Annotated in this window: 20 protein-coding genes and 1 other RNA gene; 8 read left to right on the top strand and 13 right to left on the bottom strand. The window is 61.3% G+C overall.

Annotated features, from left to right (window positions below):
* Window positions 1-303 precede the first annotated feature (303 nt).
* Window positions 304-741, bottom strand: a complete 438-nt coding sequence (locus tag GSQ73_RS14445) for a hypothetical protein (RefSeq protein WP_158885169.1) — start codon at window positions 739-741, stop codon at window positions 304-306.
* Between the two features lie 130 nt (window positions 742-871).
* Window positions 872-1,495, bottom strand: a complete 624-nt coding sequence (locus tag GSQ73_RS14440; protein WP_158885167.1) for a hypothetical protein — start codon at window positions 1,493-1,495, stop codon at window positions 872-874.
* Window positions 1,496-1,858: 363 nt separating this feature from the next.
* On the opposite strand from GSQ73_RS14440, the gene GSQ73_RS14435 reads away from it, so the two are divergent.
* Both GSQ73_RS14435 and GSQ73_RS14430 read left to right on the top strand, forming a co-directional pair.
* Entirely contained in the window at window positions 1,859-2,179 is a 321-nt protein-coding gene (locus GSQ73_RS14435) for a hypothetical protein (protein ID WP_158885166.1), read from the top strand.
* Between the two features lie 5 nt (window positions 2,180-2,184).
* Window positions 2,185-2,367 (top strand): DNA-binding protein, encoded by a 183-nt coding sequence (locus tag GSQ73_RS14430; protein WP_158886495.1) that lies wholly within the window; start codon window positions 2,185-2,187, stop codon window positions 2,365-2,367.
* Between the two features lie 297 nt (window positions 2,368-2,664).
* On the opposite strand, the gene GSQ73_RS14425 is transcribed toward GSQ73_RS14430, so the two are convergent.
* The 5 genes from GSQ73_RS14425 to GSQ73_RS14405 all read right to left on the bottom strand — a co-directional run bounded on the left by GSQ73_RS14425 (window position 2,665) and on the right by GSQ73_RS14405 (window position 7,601).
* Entirely contained in the window at window positions 2,665-3,579 is a 915-nt protein-coding gene (locus GSQ73_RS14425) for a hypothetical protein (protein ID WP_158885165.1), read from the bottom strand.
* Between the two features lie 51 nt (window positions 3,580-3,630).
* On the bottom strand, window positions 3,631-5,775 hold the full coding sequence (locus tag GSQ73_RS14420; RefSeq protein WP_158885163.1) for a bifunctional DNA primase/polymerase: 2,145 nt from the start codon (window positions 5,773-5,775) through the stop codon (window positions 3,631-3,633).
* An 11-nt stretch (window positions 5,776-5,786) separates the two neighbouring features.
* Window positions 5,787-5,978 (bottom strand): AlpA family phage regulatory protein, encoded by a 192-nt coding sequence (locus GSQ73_RS14415; protein ID WP_158885161.1) that lies wholly within the window; start codon window positions 5,976-5,978, stop codon window positions 5,787-5,789.
* A gap of 100 nt (window positions 5,979-6,078) precedes the next feature.
* Window positions 6,079-6,417 carry a hypothetical protein gene (locus GSQ73_RS14410; protein WP_158885159.1) on the bottom strand — a complete coding sequence of 113 codons (339 nt, stop codon included), beginning with the start codon at window positions 6,415-6,417 and terminating at the stop codon, window positions 6,079-6,081.
* Window positions 6,417-7,601 (bottom strand): integrase arm-type DNA-binding domain-containing protein, encoded by a 1,185-nt coding sequence (locus tag GSQ73_RS14405; protein WP_158885157.1) that lies wholly within the window; start codon window positions 7,599-7,601, stop codon window positions 6,417-6,419. The genes GSQ73_RS14410 and GSQ73_RS14405 overlap by 1 nt, the downstream gene beginning before the upstream one ends.
* Before the next feature lie 216 nt (window positions 7,602-7,817).
* Here GSQ73_RS14405 and ffs point away from each other — a divergent pair.
* From ffs to GSQ73_RS14375, 6 genes are all read left to right on the top strand, one after another.
* An RNA gene (gene ffs, locus GSQ73_RS14400) (signal recognition particle sRNA small type) lies at window positions 7,818-7,914 on the top strand.
* Between the two features lie 92 nt (window positions 7,915-8,006).
* A complete protein-coding gene (gene dnaX / locus GSQ73_RS14395; protein ID WP_158885155.1) occupies window positions 8,007-9,689 on the top strand; it encodes a DNA polymerase III subunit gamma/tau in 1,683 nt (560 codons plus the stop codon).
* A gap of 15 nt (window positions 9,690-9,704) precedes the next feature.
* On the top strand, window positions 9,705-10,028 hold the full coding sequence (locus GSQ73_RS14390) for a YbaB/EbfC family nucleoid-associated protein (protein WP_158885152.1): 324 nt from the start codon (window positions 9,705-9,707) through the stop codon (window positions 10,026-10,028).
* A 106-nt stretch (window positions 10,029-10,134) separates the two neighbouring features.
* Entirely contained in the window at window positions 10,135-10,734 is a 600-nt protein-coding gene (gene recR, locus GSQ73_RS14385; protein WP_158885150.1) for a recombination mediator RecR, read from the top strand.
* A gap of 6 nt (window positions 10,735-10,740) precedes the next feature.
* Window positions 10,741-11,148, top strand: coding sequence for a GNAT family N-acetyltransferase (locus GSQ73_RS14380; RefSeq protein WP_158885148.1), 408 nt, complete (start codon window positions 10,741-10,743; stop codon window positions 11,146-11,148).
* A 16-nt stretch (window positions 11,149-11,164) separates the two neighbouring features.
* Window positions 11,165-11,509: a histidine triad nucleotide-binding protein gene (locus GSQ73_RS14375; RefSeq protein WP_158885146.1), complete on the top strand. Its 345-nt coding sequence runs from the start codon at window positions 11,165-11,167 to the stop codon at window positions 11,507-11,509.
* A 56-nt stretch (window positions 11,510-11,565) separates the two neighbouring features.
* Here GSQ73_RS14375 and GSQ73_RS14370 read toward each other — a convergent pair whose 3' ends face one another.
* From GSQ73_RS14370 to GSQ73_RS14345, 6 genes are all read right to left on the bottom strand, one after another.
* A complete protein-coding gene (locus tag GSQ73_RS14370; RefSeq protein WP_158885144.1) occupies window positions 11,566-12,159 on the bottom strand; it encodes a Slp/YeaY family lipoprotein in 594 nt (197 codons plus the stop codon).
* Between the two features lie 46 nt (window positions 12,160-12,205).
* Entirely contained in the window at window positions 12,206-14,185 is a 1,980-nt protein-coding gene (locus GSQ73_RS14365) for a DUF3488 and transglutaminase-like domain-containing protein (protein ID WP_254063412.1), read from the bottom strand.
* The gene (locus GSQ73_RS14360; RefSeq protein ID WP_158885142.1) at window positions 14,182-15,135 is read right to left on the bottom strand and encodes a DUF58 domain-containing protein; all 954 of its coding nucleotides are present in this window, start codon (window positions 15,133-15,135) and stop codon (window positions 14,182-14,184) included. The genes GSQ73_RS14365 and GSQ73_RS14360 overlap by 4 nt, the downstream gene beginning before the upstream one ends.
* The gene (locus GSQ73_RS14355) at window positions 15,135-16,073 is read right to left on the bottom strand and encodes a MoxR family ATPase (RefSeq protein ID WP_158885140.1); all 939 of its coding nucleotides are present in this window, start codon (window positions 16,071-16,073) and stop codon (window positions 15,135-15,137) included. Before GSQ73_RS14355 ends, GSQ73_RS14360 begins: the two co-directional genes overlap by 1 nt.
* 68 nt (window positions 16,074-16,141) lie before the next feature.
* Window positions 16,142-16,741, bottom strand: a complete 600-nt coding sequence (locus GSQ73_RS14350; RefSeq protein WP_158885138.1) for a Maf family nucleotide pyrophosphatase — start codon at window positions 16,739-16,741, stop codon at window positions 16,142-16,144.
* A complete protein-coding gene (locus tag GSQ73_RS14345) occupies window positions 16,738-17,193 on the bottom strand; it encodes a hypothetical protein (protein WP_158885136.1) in 456 nt (151 codons plus the stop codon). Before GSQ73_RS14345 ends, GSQ73_RS14350 begins: the two co-directional genes overlap by 4 nt.
* Window position 17,194 lies beyond the last annotated feature (1 nt).

Genomic DNA, 17,194 nt, shown 5'->3' with positions numbered 1-17,194 from the left:
AGAGCGGGTGTTCGCGAGTTGGCCTTGGAAGAACAAGTCGCGGCGACATCAGGCCCCCACCGGCACCAACCCTCCCCGTGCCGCCTTCGATGGGACCCGCTCACAGATTCATGTCCGGCCAGCCGAAGGGCAGAGAAAACGGCGCAACTGATTCCGAATCAATTGGTCGATGAGCCGCGGTGTTAGGCACAGCAACGGTTTCGGCTTGCGCGGGCTGTGCTGAGTCGCACGGGAGTCGCGTTTCGGATCGCCGCTGCTCCAAGCTGCGCTGAATTTCCAGCTGCTGGTACGTGGGCATGCGCGTCATTGATCGACTCGGTATCCGAGCGAAGTCAGGTGGCGATTTAGGTTGCGACTCGCCAAACTCTTGATGGCGTGCGTGTCGTAGCCCAAGTGGGTATTGCGCAGGATGTCGGTGATCTGCGGATTGTCCCGCGCCATCAATCGGGCTTCTTCATGAGCCAGGTTGATGATGTGCGTTGCGTCGTTGCCGTACTGGGCGGTGAGCTCTGCCTTTGCATCCTCGATGCCCGTGGCCTTCTCTTCCGCGCTGGGCGGCGGCATCGACAAGGCGCTTGCGACGCGCTGCTGGTACAGCGCCGCCACGGCAGGCTCAACACCTAGGGCAGTCAGATGTGCGTGGACAGCGGCCGCGGTCTTGGCTGGTGCCAGCTCGGCGGCGGCCGCCGCTTCTTCAGCTGGATCTTCATCGCCGAAGGGCGACACCGTCGTGTCCGGCATGCGTGGGCCTGGCGGTGTTTTCGTCGTCGGCGCAGCGATTCCCATAAGTGCGCTTGCGGAAGGTGGAGCAGGCGGCGCAGGGGCAGGGGCAGGTGCGGCCACCGGTGCCGGCGCGGACATGGTGGGGAAATTAGCCATGGGCTGCCGCCTCACGCGACAGTTCGCGCGCTTGCTCAATGCATGTCACGGCTTCGGTGTATCGCCGTTCAATGCTGGGCGGAGTCAGTCCGCCAAGGTGAGGGCCGCCAGGCATTCGATGGCGGGAATACAGAATTCGCAGAAGTCCCGCGAGCAGGTCGTTCTCGATGGCGAAACCGCTGGCCGCGTGGATGGGGTAGCCAACGGGCAGGGCGCGGTGAACAGCGACGTTTGAGGCCACGAGTTCGGCGTATTCGTCCGCAGCTTCCTTGAACTTGGCTTCGAAGCGGGCGGCCTTCGCCACGCGGTCCCTCGCCTTCGCCAGCGTGTCCGCCCAGGCCGCATCGATGGTGGCGGCTGCCGCATCCGCACGAGCACGTTGTTCGCGTCGTTCGATCGCCTGTCGGAGACTTTCCGCGCGAACGACTGCATCGCGACATCGGACCAGTTCGACGTGCGCGCGGTCGGCCAGGGCTTGGTCGCCGCCATCGGCTGCGGCGAGCGCGAGCTCGTCGTATCGCTGCAGCAAGTCGGCTTCACGCACGCGCAGTTCCTCCAGCGTGGCGACTGCCTGTTCCGGGGTCTTTTGCTGCTTGAGCTTCAACGCTTGAAACATGTGTGGAGTCCATCGTCAGGATGTCTCCATTTTACTCCATATCGTGGGTTGAAGTATGGGTAGAAACTCGAAGTGCCTTGTACATGGCGGATAACCTCGGACGATGGCGGAGAGAATCACCGCCAATCGGCAAAATCGGAGCTGAATAATGTTTACGGATCAAGGCGTTCGCGGTATCCACGCGCCCGCGCGCGTAGTACGACCTGAAGCTGGCAATTGTGGCTATTTTGTCCACACCTTTGGCTGCGTAAGGTGTTGAAGGTGTGGCTAAAATAGCAACAAAAACAACGTGTTGCATTCAATTGCGAGTGGGAGCAATCTCTGCGCTGCAGCCGACCGGCTGTGCAAAAAACGGGGAATCCAATGTTCACACTGCAAATCCTGTGCGCCACCATCGAAGACGCCGAGCGGATCATCGCCACCCTGAAATACGGCGTCGCACCTTCCGTTGTTTCGGAACTCGCCGACCGGGCCGATGCGCCACTACTGATCGAGAATGAATCAACGCCACGGCCCGGCACGCTGGATGCCGCACGCGCTGCGTTGAAGGGGCTGCAGCAGCGGCACGGCGCCGACAAGATGGAGGTGCCGCTCGAAGTCCTGGGCCGGTTCAGTGCCGGCCGCGTCGGCGAGGTTTCGCCGGTCGACTACGAAGCGTTCGTCGCTGCGTGCGAGGCTGCTTGACCGTCATGCACCTGACGCCGGGCGAGCTCTCTGCACGCTGGCACGGCGTCATCAAGCCGCATACCTTGGCTGTCTGGCGGAACAAGCGAAAGGGCCCGCCCTTCGTGAAGTTCGGCCGGCGGGTGCTTTATCCGGCGTCTTTGCTGGAGGAATGGGAAAAACGACAGCTGGTGCAAACCACGGGGTGATTTTGGCCAGGGTTGCGGGCATTTGGTCAGGGTGTAATCAACGACCCTGACCGGCCACAACCCTTACTGCACTTGATCTGGTCAGGGTGGTCAGGGTGGTCATAGTTAAATTAAGATATATACACACAGTTAGGAATCTCCCCCGCTGGCAGAAAGAGTCCGCGACTCACAGCGCCCAGAACTTTCCAATGCGAAAAAACCCTGGTTTCTATGACCACCCTGACCAAGCGTTGTGCCGCAACGGTTTGCGCGGGGCAGGGTTCGCGTGGTGGTCAGGGTTGACCCTGACCAGGAGGGCTATTTGCCCAATGCCGCGTTTGACTCGACCAGAAAAAGAATGTTCGAGGCGGCGAGGTTGAGCGCATAACGTGCCACGTGCTCTGGCACCACTACTACTTCGGAACCTTGACCGTGCCCGCCCATGTTGTTGCGCACTGTCGGGACGCCGCTCGCCAACAGGGTCCGAAGCGAACTCAACTGAGATTCGTAACTCTTCGCGAACAGTCCGTTGTCTGCGCAACAGTCGATCAGGGCGGCAGCGGTCGGCTTGGTTGGCGTCCATTCCCGTTGGTCGCAAATCGCCTTCATTGTGCTTTCAAGGGCCTTGAGTGAGTCGACCAAGCACTCTTTGTGGCGTCCATGCCGGTAATGCTCGTGAGCCGCTAAAAATTCATCGTTGGCACCTGCGAATCCTTTCTGTCGTAGTAGGACAAGTGCGGGCTTTACGGCTTCGCTGTGTACATACTCAGAGTCGATTCGTATTAGGTGATTTGCTTCGAAGCGAAATCCGATAGCGTGTTCCTTGAACCGAAGGTTCAATTCATTGACGGCGTCGCGTCCAATTTTGAACTTGTCCGCGAAGTATTCCCGCGAATCCCACCTGTCCGGCGAAGTGGCAACGGAAAAGCAAAGTTCAATCACATCCAGCGCTCTTTCGGTGTTTTCCTCTTGCCCGAAAAATTCAAAGAGTTCCGATCTGTGGTCGCGCCGACCCGGTATGAGGTGGAACACCCCATATTCACGACATAGCGCTTTGACTACAAGTGCATAAGCATCGACTGTTTCAGATGAATAGTCCGATGCAAATGCATCATCGATGATGTGCAAAATTTGCACTCGTAGCGGTGTGGGCAAATCGTCGTACGTGTAAACGTCGGAGACTTCGCCCCGCGCACGCCGCTGTCGCTTTGAATAAAGGTCGAAGATAGGCATGACTGGGCGTCCCTGTTCCGCCGCTATCGGCCCCCTATCTTCGCGCAATCGTTACCCCCATGCACTGGCATCCATACTCATGTGCGCCTCAAACGCCAAGCGCGCTTGCGGCAGCCCCGGCAATATCCGCTGCAGCTCACGCTCGCCACCGATGCGCGCGCGGATGTCCTTCGCCAAGATTCCGCCCGCCGCTAGAATCCGGGTCAGTGACTTCCAAAAGCTCACGGAGTGGTCGGCCTTGAAGTCGCCCAAGCTGCGCGCCTTCGTCTGATAGTCGCTGTAGGCCGCGGCCTTCGAAACGGTAACGGGATCCTCGCCCCAGTGATTGCCGGCAATGTTCTCTGCGGCCAGCGCTTCATAGAGCCAGCGTTCCGGGCCCCGCAGGCTTGCGGTTTTCTGCTCAGTGGCCGCGCCGGTGTTCGGAACATGCCAGACGTTGAAGTCCGTGATGTCGTGAGCGAGCAAGTCGTGCAGCATGGCGGACAGGCCGCCGTTGTCCATCTGCTTGCGAATCGAATCGAAATAGTCGATGTCCTGCTGCCGTTGGTTGCCCATGTCTATCACGCAAAATCTGCGCTCGAATGGTCCGGCAGGAACTACCCAGGCATCGTTGCTCGCAATCAAGAGATGGACACAGTTTCGAACATTCCGCGCGACCTGATACTTCTGTTCCATGTCGAGCGAGCGTTCAGTCACCAGCGTTTTTAGCACTGCCTCGTGCTTGCGATCGCCAGCAAAAAACGCTTCATCAGCGAACAGGAAAACCTTGTCTGCCAGATGGCCGTTGAAGTCGCCGGTGACGCGTCGCGAGTTGGCAACATGCATGCCATGCGCGCCGAAAATTCGACACAGCATTTCACCGAGTGTCCCTTTGCCGGTGCCGCGACCACCGCGGAGAACTAGAGCCACATGGCCAGGTTCTCCCGGCTTCTGCACGAGACGCGCGAGCCAGCCCATCACGTAGCGGTCCAGCTTCTCGTCGCCCGAACAGATGACATCGCGGATGTGGCTGCGCATGAGTGACCAGTCGCCGGCGATATCTCGCACCGCGAAGCCGCCCCACGTGTTGAGCACGTTCTCAGACGCGCCGCCGCCGGGCGCGAAGTCCGTTCCACCTTCGAACGTCTTTCGCCGTGGCGACTCCCACCACTTAGCAGCCAGCGGCGATCCATCGAATTTTTGATTCGCCAGCAGACCGAAAAAGCCGTCGCGCGTGTAGCGCTCAAATATCTTTTGGCCCGTCGCCTGGTGGCTTCGCGTTCGGTAGATGACGGTGTTGGGTGGTTCTGCAACTGCAGCCCACTCGGTATTCAACATATCGAACGGATGCAACGTCGCCACATCTTCGTTCGACATCTCGACTTTCTCGAACACGGCTTCGGCCGAATCCGATCCCGGCGGACTGGTCATGTACTTCCAGGCGTGCTCGACCTTCTCGGCCAGGCGATCGGCGGACCATCCGCAGCCTTCATCCCAGTGCTCGGACAGCATCAGGTCGACCGTCATGGCGACGTCCGCACAGATAGCCAAGCACCTCGCGGCCACGCGGTACGCCGCTTGATCGCCGCCGGCGCCCTTGACCGAACGTTCGGCGGTCTTGAGATATTCGATGACACTTTTTTCGGCGCGTTCGGGGTCGGGCTTCAGCGCCGTGCGGTTGCTCGCGCGGACGCGCGCTGGTTTCAGCATGGACAGCAACCAGTCGGGGCAATCGATGATTGGCGCCTGTACAAGTTCGGTGTACTCGTTGCCATCAACAACCGAACCGGGCCCCAGCACGTATCCGTTTTTCCCGCGGATATCGATCCCAGATGCCAATGTGTCGACGCCGTTCGCGACAGCGTGCGGCACGTACAGAAACACGTGCTGGCCGCCCGAGCCGGATCGAGTCGTGTACGTGGGCGGCAAACCGCCGTGCGCTTCGCAGATCCGCGCAAATTCGGCCACGCCGTCTTTGCCGTTCTTGACGTCGAGGTCGATGACGACCATGTGGCGACGCTGACCGTCAGCAATCCGTTCGCCGGCATAGATCCCGTAGTTGAGGTTGCCTTTCGCAAACCAGTCTTGTGCCTTCGCGACATCGCTGCTCGCGACCGACGGCCATGCCGCAACGTCGGGTTCCTTTCGGTTTTCCTTGACTGGAAAAATTCTGAAACCGGCGGCTGCTGCTTCGATGGCGCAGTGACGCTGCTGCAATTCAGCTGCACTCATGCGGCGGCCTTTGTATCGCGCTCAGCAAACCGTGCGGCCAACCATTCGTCTATCTCTGCTTCGCTCCAGATGGAACGCCGGCCCGCTTTCGCTGGTGCGGGGAAGCTGCCGTTCTTGATGCCATCGTAGATGGCGCTCTTACCTTGGCCGGTCTTGGCCGTGACGTGCGGGAGAGTGAGGGCTTGCATTCTGTCGGCTCCGTACGGACGCGTTGTGGTCCGGTGCCTAAAGAATGGAGTGGAAGCGCGTTTTTGTAGTGGACAGTTAATGCACGTTGATTTCTGTCCATCAATCAAACATGGATTTGAGGCGCTTCTCCAATCGACGTCTCACCGATCGACCATCTTTCAGTCCGAACAGCTCAGCCACGACCGCAAAGCTTCCCTCGTCAGACCGGGAGCGCTCAAGGCGCGGCCTCGTTTTGTCATTCCGAACTTTGAGCAGTTGCTCTGCCATGGCTAGGTCTTCTTCGACATCGGCGGCGGGCCGACCGCGCCGGCCAGGTTGCAGAAGTTTCTCCACGGCTTCGCCGAGATGTGCCCACTTCTCGGCATCGGTGTGGTTAAAAATATCCGCCCATAGGTCAGCGCGTTTTATCAGCGCGCGCACGTCCGCGATGGTCGCCATCATTTCTTCCCCGCGCAGTAACGCGCCCAGTCGTTCATGAGCTTGGCACGGCGAGCCAGCTGGTCGCCGCGGGAATACGCGGCCTCGCTGGCATTCTTGAGTCTGTGCGCCATGGCTGACTCGATGATTTCGCGCGGATGGCTGGTCGTCTCGCCAGCCCAGTCGCGGAAGCTGGAACGGAATCCGTGCGCGGTGATCCCGGGCTCCAGATCCTTGAGCAGCTTCATACCCGCCGCCGTGGTCAACGGCCGGCCCCTGACGCCAGGGAACACGTTGCCAGTCGTCTGCGTTGACAGCGATCGCAGCAGCGCCACAGCCGCCGGAGACAACGGCACGCGATGTTCTAGTCCGGCCTTCATCCGCGAGCCGGGGATGATCCAGACGGCGGCGCCAAGATCAAATTCTTCCCATTGCGCCGCGGCCGCTTCGCCGGGTCGGGTGGCCGTGAGTATTTGCAGATCGAGCGCGCGAGCGGCCAAGCCAGTGCGCGCACGCAGCCGCGCCATGAATTCGGGCATGTCGGCGTACGCCAGGGCAGGGCGATGCTCTACGGCCTTCACCTTGCTCCGCTTCGGCAGCAACTGGTCTAGGTGGTTTTTCCACGCTGCCGGGTTGTCGCCGGTCCGCAGTTTCCGCACGGTCGCCCATGCAAGAACCGATTCCATGCGGCCGCGGACACGCGACGCTGTTTCGGGCTTCGTCGTCCAGATCGGTTCGATGCACTCCATCACCAGAGCGGTGTCGATCTTTGCAACGTCAAGTTTCCAGATGGGCGCGCAGTACGTGACCAACGTGGCGGACCACTGCGCCGCGTGTTTGTCGTTACGCCAGCCGGCGCGATGCGCATCGATGTACTTCTCGCAGCAGACGCCGAAGGCCATGACGTGCGCTTCCGCGACGCGCTTCGCTTGCTGCTTTCGATCTCGATCGGCGATGGGGTCGATCTTGTCCACCAACAACTCGCGCGCTTCCTCGGCTTTCTTTCGCGCCTTCTCCAAGGTTCTGTCCGGGTACTTTCCCAGTCCCATCTCGCGCGCTTTGCCGTCTAGCTGGAATCGAAACACCCACGACTTGCTGCCCGATGGGGATATCTGCAGGTAGAGTCCACCACCATCGCCAAGATATCCCGGCGTCGATGCGCGATTGACTTCCAATGCCGTCAGTTTCTTTGTTTGCCTTGCCATATCCAACCCCCGTTTCTACCCATGATTATCCTCCGGATAGAGACGGATGGCAACGGACATACCCGGAGAGCAAACGCTTTGCAAGCCTTGTTGCGTCGGTGCGCAGCAACTACCATGGACGTTCTTGGACAGACCTTTGGCGGTCGCTCTCTCCGCCAGCTTTCAGATCCAGAAGTAAACCAGCAAGCGCCTGGCGCTTGACGTCTATGGTGGCCCCGTCGGTCCCCCCGCGACGATAGTTCGTAAACTCCGCCAGGTCCGGAAGGAAGCAACGGTAGCGAATGATTCGGGTGCCGGGGTGTGGCTGGCGGGGCTGCCGCCTTTTGCGGCATCGATCTTCATCGACTTAACTGACTTACCACCTGCGACTTGGCACAATCACGGTTCGCCCCAAGGTAGTCAGGCATGTCTTATCAGGTACTCGCACGCAAGTGGCGGCCGCGCAAATTCGCCGAACTGGTCGGGCAGGAACACGTCGTCCGCGCGCTCAGCAATGCGCTGGATACCGGGCGCATGCATCACGCCTATCTGTTCACCGGCACTCGCGGCGTCGGCAAGACCACCATCGCGCGCATCTTCGCCAAATCACTGAACTGCGAACGCGGTCAGTCGGCCGAGCCGTGTGGCGAATGCGCAGTTTGCACGTCGGTCGATGAAGGGCGTTTCGTCGACCTGCTGGAAATCGATGCGGCCAGCAACACCGGCGTGGACGATGTGCGCGAAGTGATCGAGAACGCGCAGTACGCGCCGTCGCGCGGACGCTTCAAGGTGTACCTGGTCGACGAAGTGCACATGTTGTCGAAGAACGCGTTCAACGCGTTGCTGAAGACACTGGAAGAACCACCGCCGCACGTGAAATTCCTGCTCGCCACGACCGACCCGCAGAAGCTGCCGGTGACGGTGTTGTCGCGCTGCCTCAAGTTCAATCTCAAGCGCTTGCTGCCGGATCAGATCGCCGGACAGATGCGGCATATCCTGGCTGCGGAAAATATTTCCTACGAGGACGCCGCGATCGGCGAACTCGCACGCGCTGCCGACGGTTCGTTGCGTGATGGCCTGTCGCTGCTGGATCAGGCGATCGCCTATGGCGGCGGTGCGCTGCATGTCGACGACGTTCGGACCATGCTCGGTAGCGTGGCGCGCGGGCAGGTGCTCGGCGTGCTCGACGCACTGGCAGCCGACGATGGCGAAAGGTTGCTTGCCGAGTGCACGCAGATTGCATCGTATTCGCCGGATTTCGGTGGCGTGCTGGATGACCTCGCCAGCGTGCTGCATCGCCTTCAGCTGATCCAGCTCATCCCTGGATATCGACCGGAAGAGGGTAGCGACGACGACGGCGCACTGATGGCGCTGGCTGAACGCATGGCGCCGGAAGACGTGCAGCTCTATTACCAGATCGCCACGTCGGGCCGACGCGATCTTGCGCTTGCGCCCGATGCGCGTACCGGTTTCGAAATGGCGATCCTGCGCATGCTGGCGTTTCGTCCGGGCGATGGTGCACCTTCGGCGCGTACGTCGGCACCGCAAGTTGCAAGTGCACCGCCCGCCGCGAAGGCGCCCGCGCCTGCGCGGCCATCGGCTGCAGTCGAGCGTTCTGCCGAACAGACGTCGGTGCACGTATCTCAAAAGCCGGAACCATCGGTAGCCGTGGCGAACACGCCGACGTCGACGCCGATGCCGATAGCGCGCGATGCGGATGGCATGCCGGACTGGGATGCATTGATCGAGCGTGCCGGCTTGCGTGGTCCGCTGGGTCTGCTCGCGCAAAACGCGGTGTTGCGCGGGCGCGATGGACAAACACTCGTGCTCGCGTTGCAGGGCGCGCACATGCACCTGGCGGTCGAGCCGATGGTCAGTCAGATGGAGGAACGCATTGGCCAGGCGCTGGGCGAACGCATTCGCTTGCGCTTCGTCGGCAATACTTCGAGTGCATCACCTGAAACACCTGCGGCACGTGCGGCGCAGGCACGCGATACCGCACAGGCGGCTGCCGAGCAGTCGATCGAAAACGATACGCTGGTGCAGTCGCTGAAACGCGAATTTGGTGCCCGCGTGGTGCCGCAATCCGTCAAACCCTTTGGCAATTGAGGTTCGAGTCAGATGATGAAAGGTCAAATTGGCCAGCTGATGCAGCAGGCCCAGCGCATGCAGGAAGACATGAAGCGCGCGCAGGAAGAAATCGCCAAGCTCGAAGTCACCGGCAGCGCCGGTGGCGGCCTGGTCAGTATTGTGATGAGCGGTGCACATGAAGTGCGACGCGTACAGATCGATCGGCAGACCTTCGCGGATGATCCGGAAATGGCTGAAGACCTCGTCGCCGCCGCCATCAACGATGCGGTGAACAAAGTGGCCGACGTCAGCAAGAACAAGCTCGGTGGCGTCACCGCCGGCATGAATCTGCCTGCCGGCTTCAAGATGCCGTTTTGAGACTGGGAATAGGGAATGGGAAACGAAGAATCGTGAAAGCCGAACGACGCTTGCCCTGTTTCTGATCACCGATTCTCCACTCCCATTCCCGATTTCTGGACATCGAATGAGCGGCTCGTCATTACTCGCTGAATTGATTGAAGCGCTGCGCTGCCTTCCCGGCGTCGGCGGCAAGAGTGCGCAACGAATGGCCTTCCATTTGCTGGAGCGCGAACGCGAACGCGGGTTGCGTCTGGCCAGTGCGCTGGAGCAGGCGATGCAGCGCATCGGTCGTTGCAATCAGTGCCGCAACTTCAGTGAACACCCTCTGTGCAGTTTGTGCGCGAACACCAGTCGTGACCGACAAGTGTTGTGCGTGGTCGAGTCGCCGACCGATCTCGCCGCCATCGAACAGGCGACCGGATTTCGCGGTCAGTATTTCGTGCTGATGGGCAGATTGTCCCCGCTGGATGGACTGGGGCCGGAAGAGCTGGGTCTGGCGCAACTGGCGCAGCGGCTGGGCGAAGGCGAGATCGAGGAAATGATCATCGCCACCAATCCCACAGTCGAAGGCGAAGCCACCGCGCATTACCTCGCGCAACTGGCGCGCGCCGGCGGCGTGCGGCCAACTCGGCTCGCTCATGGCGTGCCTCTGGGTGGCGAACTTGAATACGTGGATCGCAGCACGTTGGCGCATGCATTCGGCGGGCGACAGGCGCTGGATTGATCGGCGATGAAAAGCGAGCCTGTTCTTTCGCACGATATTCCCGCGCCGGATGAATATCGCAGCCTGCGTGTCGCTGCGGGACTCAGCGCCATGAGCGAGGCGTCCGCCGCGCAAGGTCTTCCATCGAGCTGGTGTTCCGTATGCGTGCGCGTCGATGACCAACTCATCGGCATGGGGCGCGTCGTCGGAGATGGCGGTTGTTTCTTTCTTGTTGTCGATATTGCCGTGGATCCGAACTGGCAGAAGCAGGGTATCGGCAAACGCATCATGGCTTCGTTGATGGAGCAGCTTCACGCACGCGCACCCGCCGGCGCGATGATCGGTTTGTTCGCCGATGGCCAGGCGCATCGTCTCTATCAGCAGTACGGTTTCAAACTCGTGGCGCCTGCGGCGCAGGGTATGCTGCGACTTTAGAAGCAGGAGTGCAGGCATGGGCGACACCATCTTCGGCAAGATCATCCGGCGCGAAATACCTGCCGATATCGTCTACGAGAACGATGACGTGCTGGCCTTCCGCGATCTGAATCCGCAGGCGCCGGTGCACGTGTTGTTCATTCCGAAGCACGCTATGGCCACGCTCAATGATGCGATCCCATCGGATGCAACGCTGCTTGGAAACTTGCTGCTCGCTGCAGCCGACTATGCGAAGCGCGAGGGTTTTGCGGAGCAGGGCTATCGCACGGTGATCAACTGCAACGAGCATGGCGGGCAGACGGTGTTTCATCTGCATGTGCATCTGCTCGCCGGTCGCTCGATGCATTGGCCGCCGGGCTGACGAATGGCTCTCTCATGGAATAAAAAAGCCGGCTTGCGCCGGCTTCTTTTGAACGTTTACTTGTGTGGAGGTGGACGCACCACGATCACCCGGCGACCGCCGCCGCCCCAGTAACCGCCGCCCCAACCACCAAAGCCGCCGTAACCGTAATATCCCGGACCCCAGCCCGGGCCCCAGAACGGATCGTAGTACCCGGGGTAGTCGACCATGATCGGTCGCTTGGGCCACAGGTAGACGACGTCAGCCTCGACGCGCGGATAGGCGTAATCGTAGTCGCCGACTTTTTCCGACACTGTGCCGTGCAGGGTTCCGGTCACCGTCACTTCGCGTCCGCGCATGAAGACTTCCGGATCGTAGAAGCCGCTGCGGCATGCGACGAAGCGACCCTGGTTGTCGCCGGTATTGCCACCTTCCGGACGCGCCTGGCTGTCGAGCGGACGTGCCATCAGGTAGAAGCAGGTTTGCGCCTCGCCAGGTTCGGTCTTGATGATCTGTCCGCCCCAGCGCACGTGCGTGCCACCGGCACCGCCCTGCTGCGCGCTGGTGGTCGACACGTCCGTGTAATTGCCTACGAGAGGCGTTGGAATGCTCGCGCAACCGGCCAGCAAGGCCAGTGCAGCAGCGAGGGTCAGAGGACGGTACAAGGACATGTCGTTTCTCCATCGTGGACGAAGGTGTGCACCTTCGCGTCTGTGTTCATTTGACCACGCCGGCCGGTCGAAAATCCCGAACCATTCGATGAAACATTTTTACTGATTCAGTCGGCGGTTCGTCATGGGTGTAACGCAGTTCCAGATAAAAGCGTGCAAGCGTCGCAAGTTCTTCACGTTGCGCCGACAGTGAACGCGCGGCGCGACTCAGATAGTGCTTTGGTCCCTCGCCAGATCGACGCTTGACGCCGCGACTTGCCAGCTTGCGCTCCAGCTCACGCATGGCCGCACGAAGCGGATCGCGTGGCTGGCGTCGAAGTAGCGCCCAAGCCAGCCCGATGCCAATAAACAGTACGCTGCCGATCGCCAGCAGGATGCCCAGCGTCGTCGTGTCCGTATCGTGGATACCGAACGGCGTAAGCAACCCGCGCTGGCGTAGCGCGTTGAAACCAACAACGCCTTGATCCCACCAGCGGTTGACGATGTCCCAGTGATTCTGCAAGCCCTGAATCCAGCCGCTGCGATACCAGGCCTCCTGATCACCAGCTGCCGCAGCAGCGCCAAGCGTCACGCGTTCCGGCCGGACCGCCGCCGTCGGATCGACGCGAACCCATCCGCGGCCGGCGAGCCACACCTCGCTCCATGCGTGGGCGTCGGAGTTGCGTACCAGCAGATAGTTGCCGAGCGCATTCCAGTAACCGCCCTGATAACCCGTGACGACGCGTGCAGGAATACCGGCGGCGCGCATGAGTATCGTGAAGGCGGATGAATAGTGTTCGCAGAATCCTTCATGCGTTTCGAACAGGAAATCGTCCATCGCATCGCGGCCCAGTGGCGCGGGCGCGAGCGTGTAGCGAAAACCACCATCGTGGAAGAGCGCTAGTCCGGCGCGGATGATCGCCTCGTCGTCAGCGCCGTAGCGCTGTCGCCATTGGGCGCCCAAGTCGAGCGTGCGCGGATTGAAACGATCGGGCAGGCGCAAACCCGCGACGCGTGTTGCGTCGTCGAGGATCGGTTGAAGTCTGTAATGCAGCGCCGAGTGAAGATCGTAGGTGACTGGGTCGTTGATCGGCCGATCGGCGACAACTTCACGATCGGGCCGAAGGCTCGCCTGCGCCGGTGCGGCCAACGGCACATCGAGCGTTGGAAGAATGCGTTGCTGGGTTGGCTCAAGGCTGATGCGATAGGCAATCGACCTGGTCGCTTCAAGCGCCGCAGGCTGCGTCAGTGCGCGCCTGCCTCCAGCATAACGCCAGTTGCGGCCATCGTAGTTCCACATCACATAGGCGCGGAAATAACGCAGGTTCGGCGGCGGCGGCCGATCCCCGAAACTGACGCGCATCGCCGGGTGATCATCGGTGAGCAGGTCGATGAAATCGCCGGGCGACATCGAATCGCTCAATCCTGTGCTGGCCGCTCCATTCGAAGGTGTACCCCACAACGGCGATCCCAGCCGGGGCACCAGAACGAAAGACAGCAACGCCAGCGGCAACGCGGCGACCAGCAACAAACCGCTTGCAAGAATCGAATGCCGAAAAGCGATCGGCGCCTGCGCAGGCTCAAGCGCGCGCAACGTCGCCAGTGCGGGCAGCAAACCCAATGCAACCACAAAGGTCGCCAGCATGGTCTGATCGAACAGCAACGCCGCCATGAGCGCGAAGCACGCGAAGCTGATGCCGACACGCGCATCGCGCGCGGTTTCGGTCTCCAGCAGTTTCAGCACAAGCAAACCTACCGCCAGCGCCGTGCCCGGCTCGCGCCCGAAGATATTGCCGTAGTGGACGATGACGGCGAGCGTCAGCAAGGCCAGCGCGGGCAACTTGAGCCAGCCGGGAACGCTGCCGTCGCGCTGCCGCCGCTGCCACCAGCGCCAGCCGAGGATCATCACCAGCGCAACGCTGAGCCACCAGGGAACGTGGGTCGCGTGCATGCCGATCACGAACAGCATGGTGATCGCGAGCAGATCGAACACGCGCTCGCCGACCGGCGGCTCGACTTTCTTTTTCGAGAAGAAATTGAAATTCACGGCAGCTGCGCCAAAGCACTCATGCAGTGTGCGTAATGCAGCGGGCCGCCACCGCTGGCGATTTCGTCGCCCGGCAGCCACAGGCTGTAATTGCGCCGTTGCGTATGCGCTTCGTCCACCCAGCGTGCCAGGCGCGCGATGCGCGTTTCGTTGTCGAGTCCGCCGAGTTGCCGCCAGTCCAGTTCCCATTGGGGCCGACTCTGCGGTTGCTCGAAATCCTTCACCAACAGGTTCGAATAACGCGCGCTGGCCTTCCACGCGATGTGACGTTGGGGGTCTCCGGCGCGATAGTCGCGCAATGCAGCGAGTTCATCGCCGCGATGCAGTCGCATGTGACGCGCATCATCAGACGCGCCGCGCGGCGGTGGGCCTTCCGTTTCAGGCCGCGGCCACACCAGCACTTGCTGATCCGGATGCAGCCAGCTCCACGCTCGAAACATACCCAGCGGCCAACTGCTCCATAGCCTGAGACGAGGTATTGGATGCCAGCCGCGCTGCGTCGTGGCCATGTGGACTTTGATGCCGACAGCGAGAGAGGGCGACAGCGCGAAGGGTATCGATTGGCCATCCAGATCAAGACGGATCGCCTGGCGCGTGCGCGCGGATTCGAACGTCAGCGTGAGTTCCAGCGCTTCGCCGGCGACAGCTTGTCCGGCGTGAATATGGCTTAGCCGTAAACCGTCGAGAGTGCGAAACGTCACCAGCATGCTCGCCGCGCTTGCGGCGCCGAGCAGGCAAGTGAGCAGTAACGAAGCATTGTTGGCGTAGTTCAGTGCGCCGACCAGCATCACCAGCAACAGCACGGAAAAACCGGCTCCAAAGCCGCTCGGTACGATGTAGATGCGTCGACGGTGAAGTTCGATCGGCACGCTTTCGGCGCGACGATAACGAGTGAGCGCCGGCAGCCGGCGTTCGGCCAGAGTTTGTATGCGCTGCAGGATGCCGCGCATCAATCCACCGCGACCTCGGCCAGCAGTTGCCGCGCGAGATGATCGCCGTTGCCGCCGCGCGCAGGCAGCAGGCGATGCGCTGCCAATGGAACGAACAGCGCCTGGATATCTTCTGGCAACACATAGCTCCGTTCGCTGAGCAGTGCCCAGGCGCGAGCCGCACCAAGCAGCGCGAGTCCCGCACGCGGCGACAGGCCAATGCGGATATCCGCATGGCGGCGACTCGCGGACAAAAGCGCCTGCAGATAATCGAGCAGCGATGCACTGGCGGTGACTGCTTGCGCCTGTCGACGTAGTGCGATCAACGCCGGGCCATCGAGATGCGGCGTCAGCTGTGCGAGCAGTTCGCGGCGATCGTTGCCCACGAGCAGTGCGCGTTCCGCCGTGGCGTCCGGATAATCCAGTGACAATCGCAGCATGAAACGGTCGAGCTGCGAGTCCGGTAGCGGAAACGTGCCGTTGAGGTCGAGCGGATTCTGGGTGGCCACCACGAAAAACGGTTGCGCCAGCGCATGCGTCTGACCGTCTATCGTGACTTGGTCCTCGGCCATGGCTTCGAGTAGCGCGCTCTGCGTTTTCGGGCTGGCGCGGTTGATTTCATCGGCAAGCAGCAGGCCGGTGAAGATCGGCCCCGGATGAAAACGGAACTCGCCTGACTCGCGCTCGTACACGCTCACGCCGATGATGTCCGACGGCAGCAGGTCGCTGGTGAACTGCACGCGCTGAAATTCCAGCGCAAAGCTCGCGGCGAGCGCGTGGGCGAGCGTGGTCTTGCCGACGCCGGGCACGTCTTCCAGCAGAAGATGTCCGCCGGCGATAAGGCAAGTAAACGACAACTTCACCTGACGCGGTTTGCCCAGCAGTACCTGGTTGACCTGCGCCATGGCGGCGTCGAGTCGTTGACGCAAGGTTTCGTCGCGAAGCGGGGTATCGGGCATGGTCTGGAGAGCATCCGTGGAATGTGAGGCAGCGTCTTGGCTGTGAGTGTATCCGTCGGTCGGCGATCTCATGGCAGATGCACGCCACACTTCCGCAACAGGCGAGTCAGTGCGATCAGTGGCAGGCCAATCAACGCAGTAGGATCCTGGTTGTCGATGGATTCGAACAGGCTGATGCCGAGGCCTTCGCATTTGAAGCTGCCGGCGCAATCCAGCGGTTGCTCGTGATCGACATAGCGAGTGATCTCTTCGTCATCGAGCCGCCGGAACCGCACGCGGGTTTGATCGACGTGCGTATGTCGCTGGCCATCGCGGGTATCGAAAAGGCACAACGCCGTGTGAAAAATAACCTCGCGTCCCGAACTGGCGACAAGCTGCGCGCGGGCATTCGCGACACTGCCGGGTTTGTCGAGGATCAAGCCATCGAGTTCGGCAACCTGATCGGAGCCCATGATCAGTGCGTCGTTGAAATCACCTGCTACGTCCTGTGCCTTCGCGATGGCCAGTCGCAAGGCTCGGTCGCCCGATTTTTCGTTCGGTTTGGAAGTTTCATCCGTGCCAGGTGCCCGTTGCTCGAACACCAGCGTCAGCCGGCGCAGCAGGTCGGCGCGATAGCTTGAGGTCGATGCAAGCACGATGCGCGGCGCGTGCGTGCCGGCGTCGCTCACGAATCGGTTTCGCGCTGGATGTGGTCGCGCATGGCGCTGTTCAGATCGATCTGCGCCTGGTTGAGTGCCTGCAGAAGCGGCTGCAGGCGATCGCGCGTATCACGCATGGAGGCAGCAGCCTCGTTCAGCTCATGCTGGCTCGCGCTTGGCGAGCGGTCACGTATCCACAACCGTTGCTGCAGCAGCGCGCGAAGTCCGCCGTCGATAGCGAGACGGGCCTCCTGTTCGCTAGCGGCGGGCAGGTCGGGGTTGAGCGACATTACGGCATGCGCCTGTTGCAGGCCGGTGCGGCACGTCTTGAGGTCGGCTTCGAGGAGGTCGGCGAGGTCGAGCAAATTTTGCAGGCTGCCGCCGCTATGCCCTTGGCGTCGCCGCCGCCACAGCGCCCAACCCACGGGGACAACGACTAGAACCAGCAGCACGATGATGCCGAGCGGCAGATAGACATTCACA

Origin of the sequence: Rhodanobacter sp. L36, from assembly GCF_009765755.1 — a bacterium.
GTDB lineage: Bacteria > Pseudomonadota > Gammaproteobacteria > Xanthomonadales > Rhodanobacteraceae > Rhodanobacter.
Note: the sequence above shows the minus strand (reverse complement) of the source record. Positions and strands in the feature narration are given on the sequence as shown.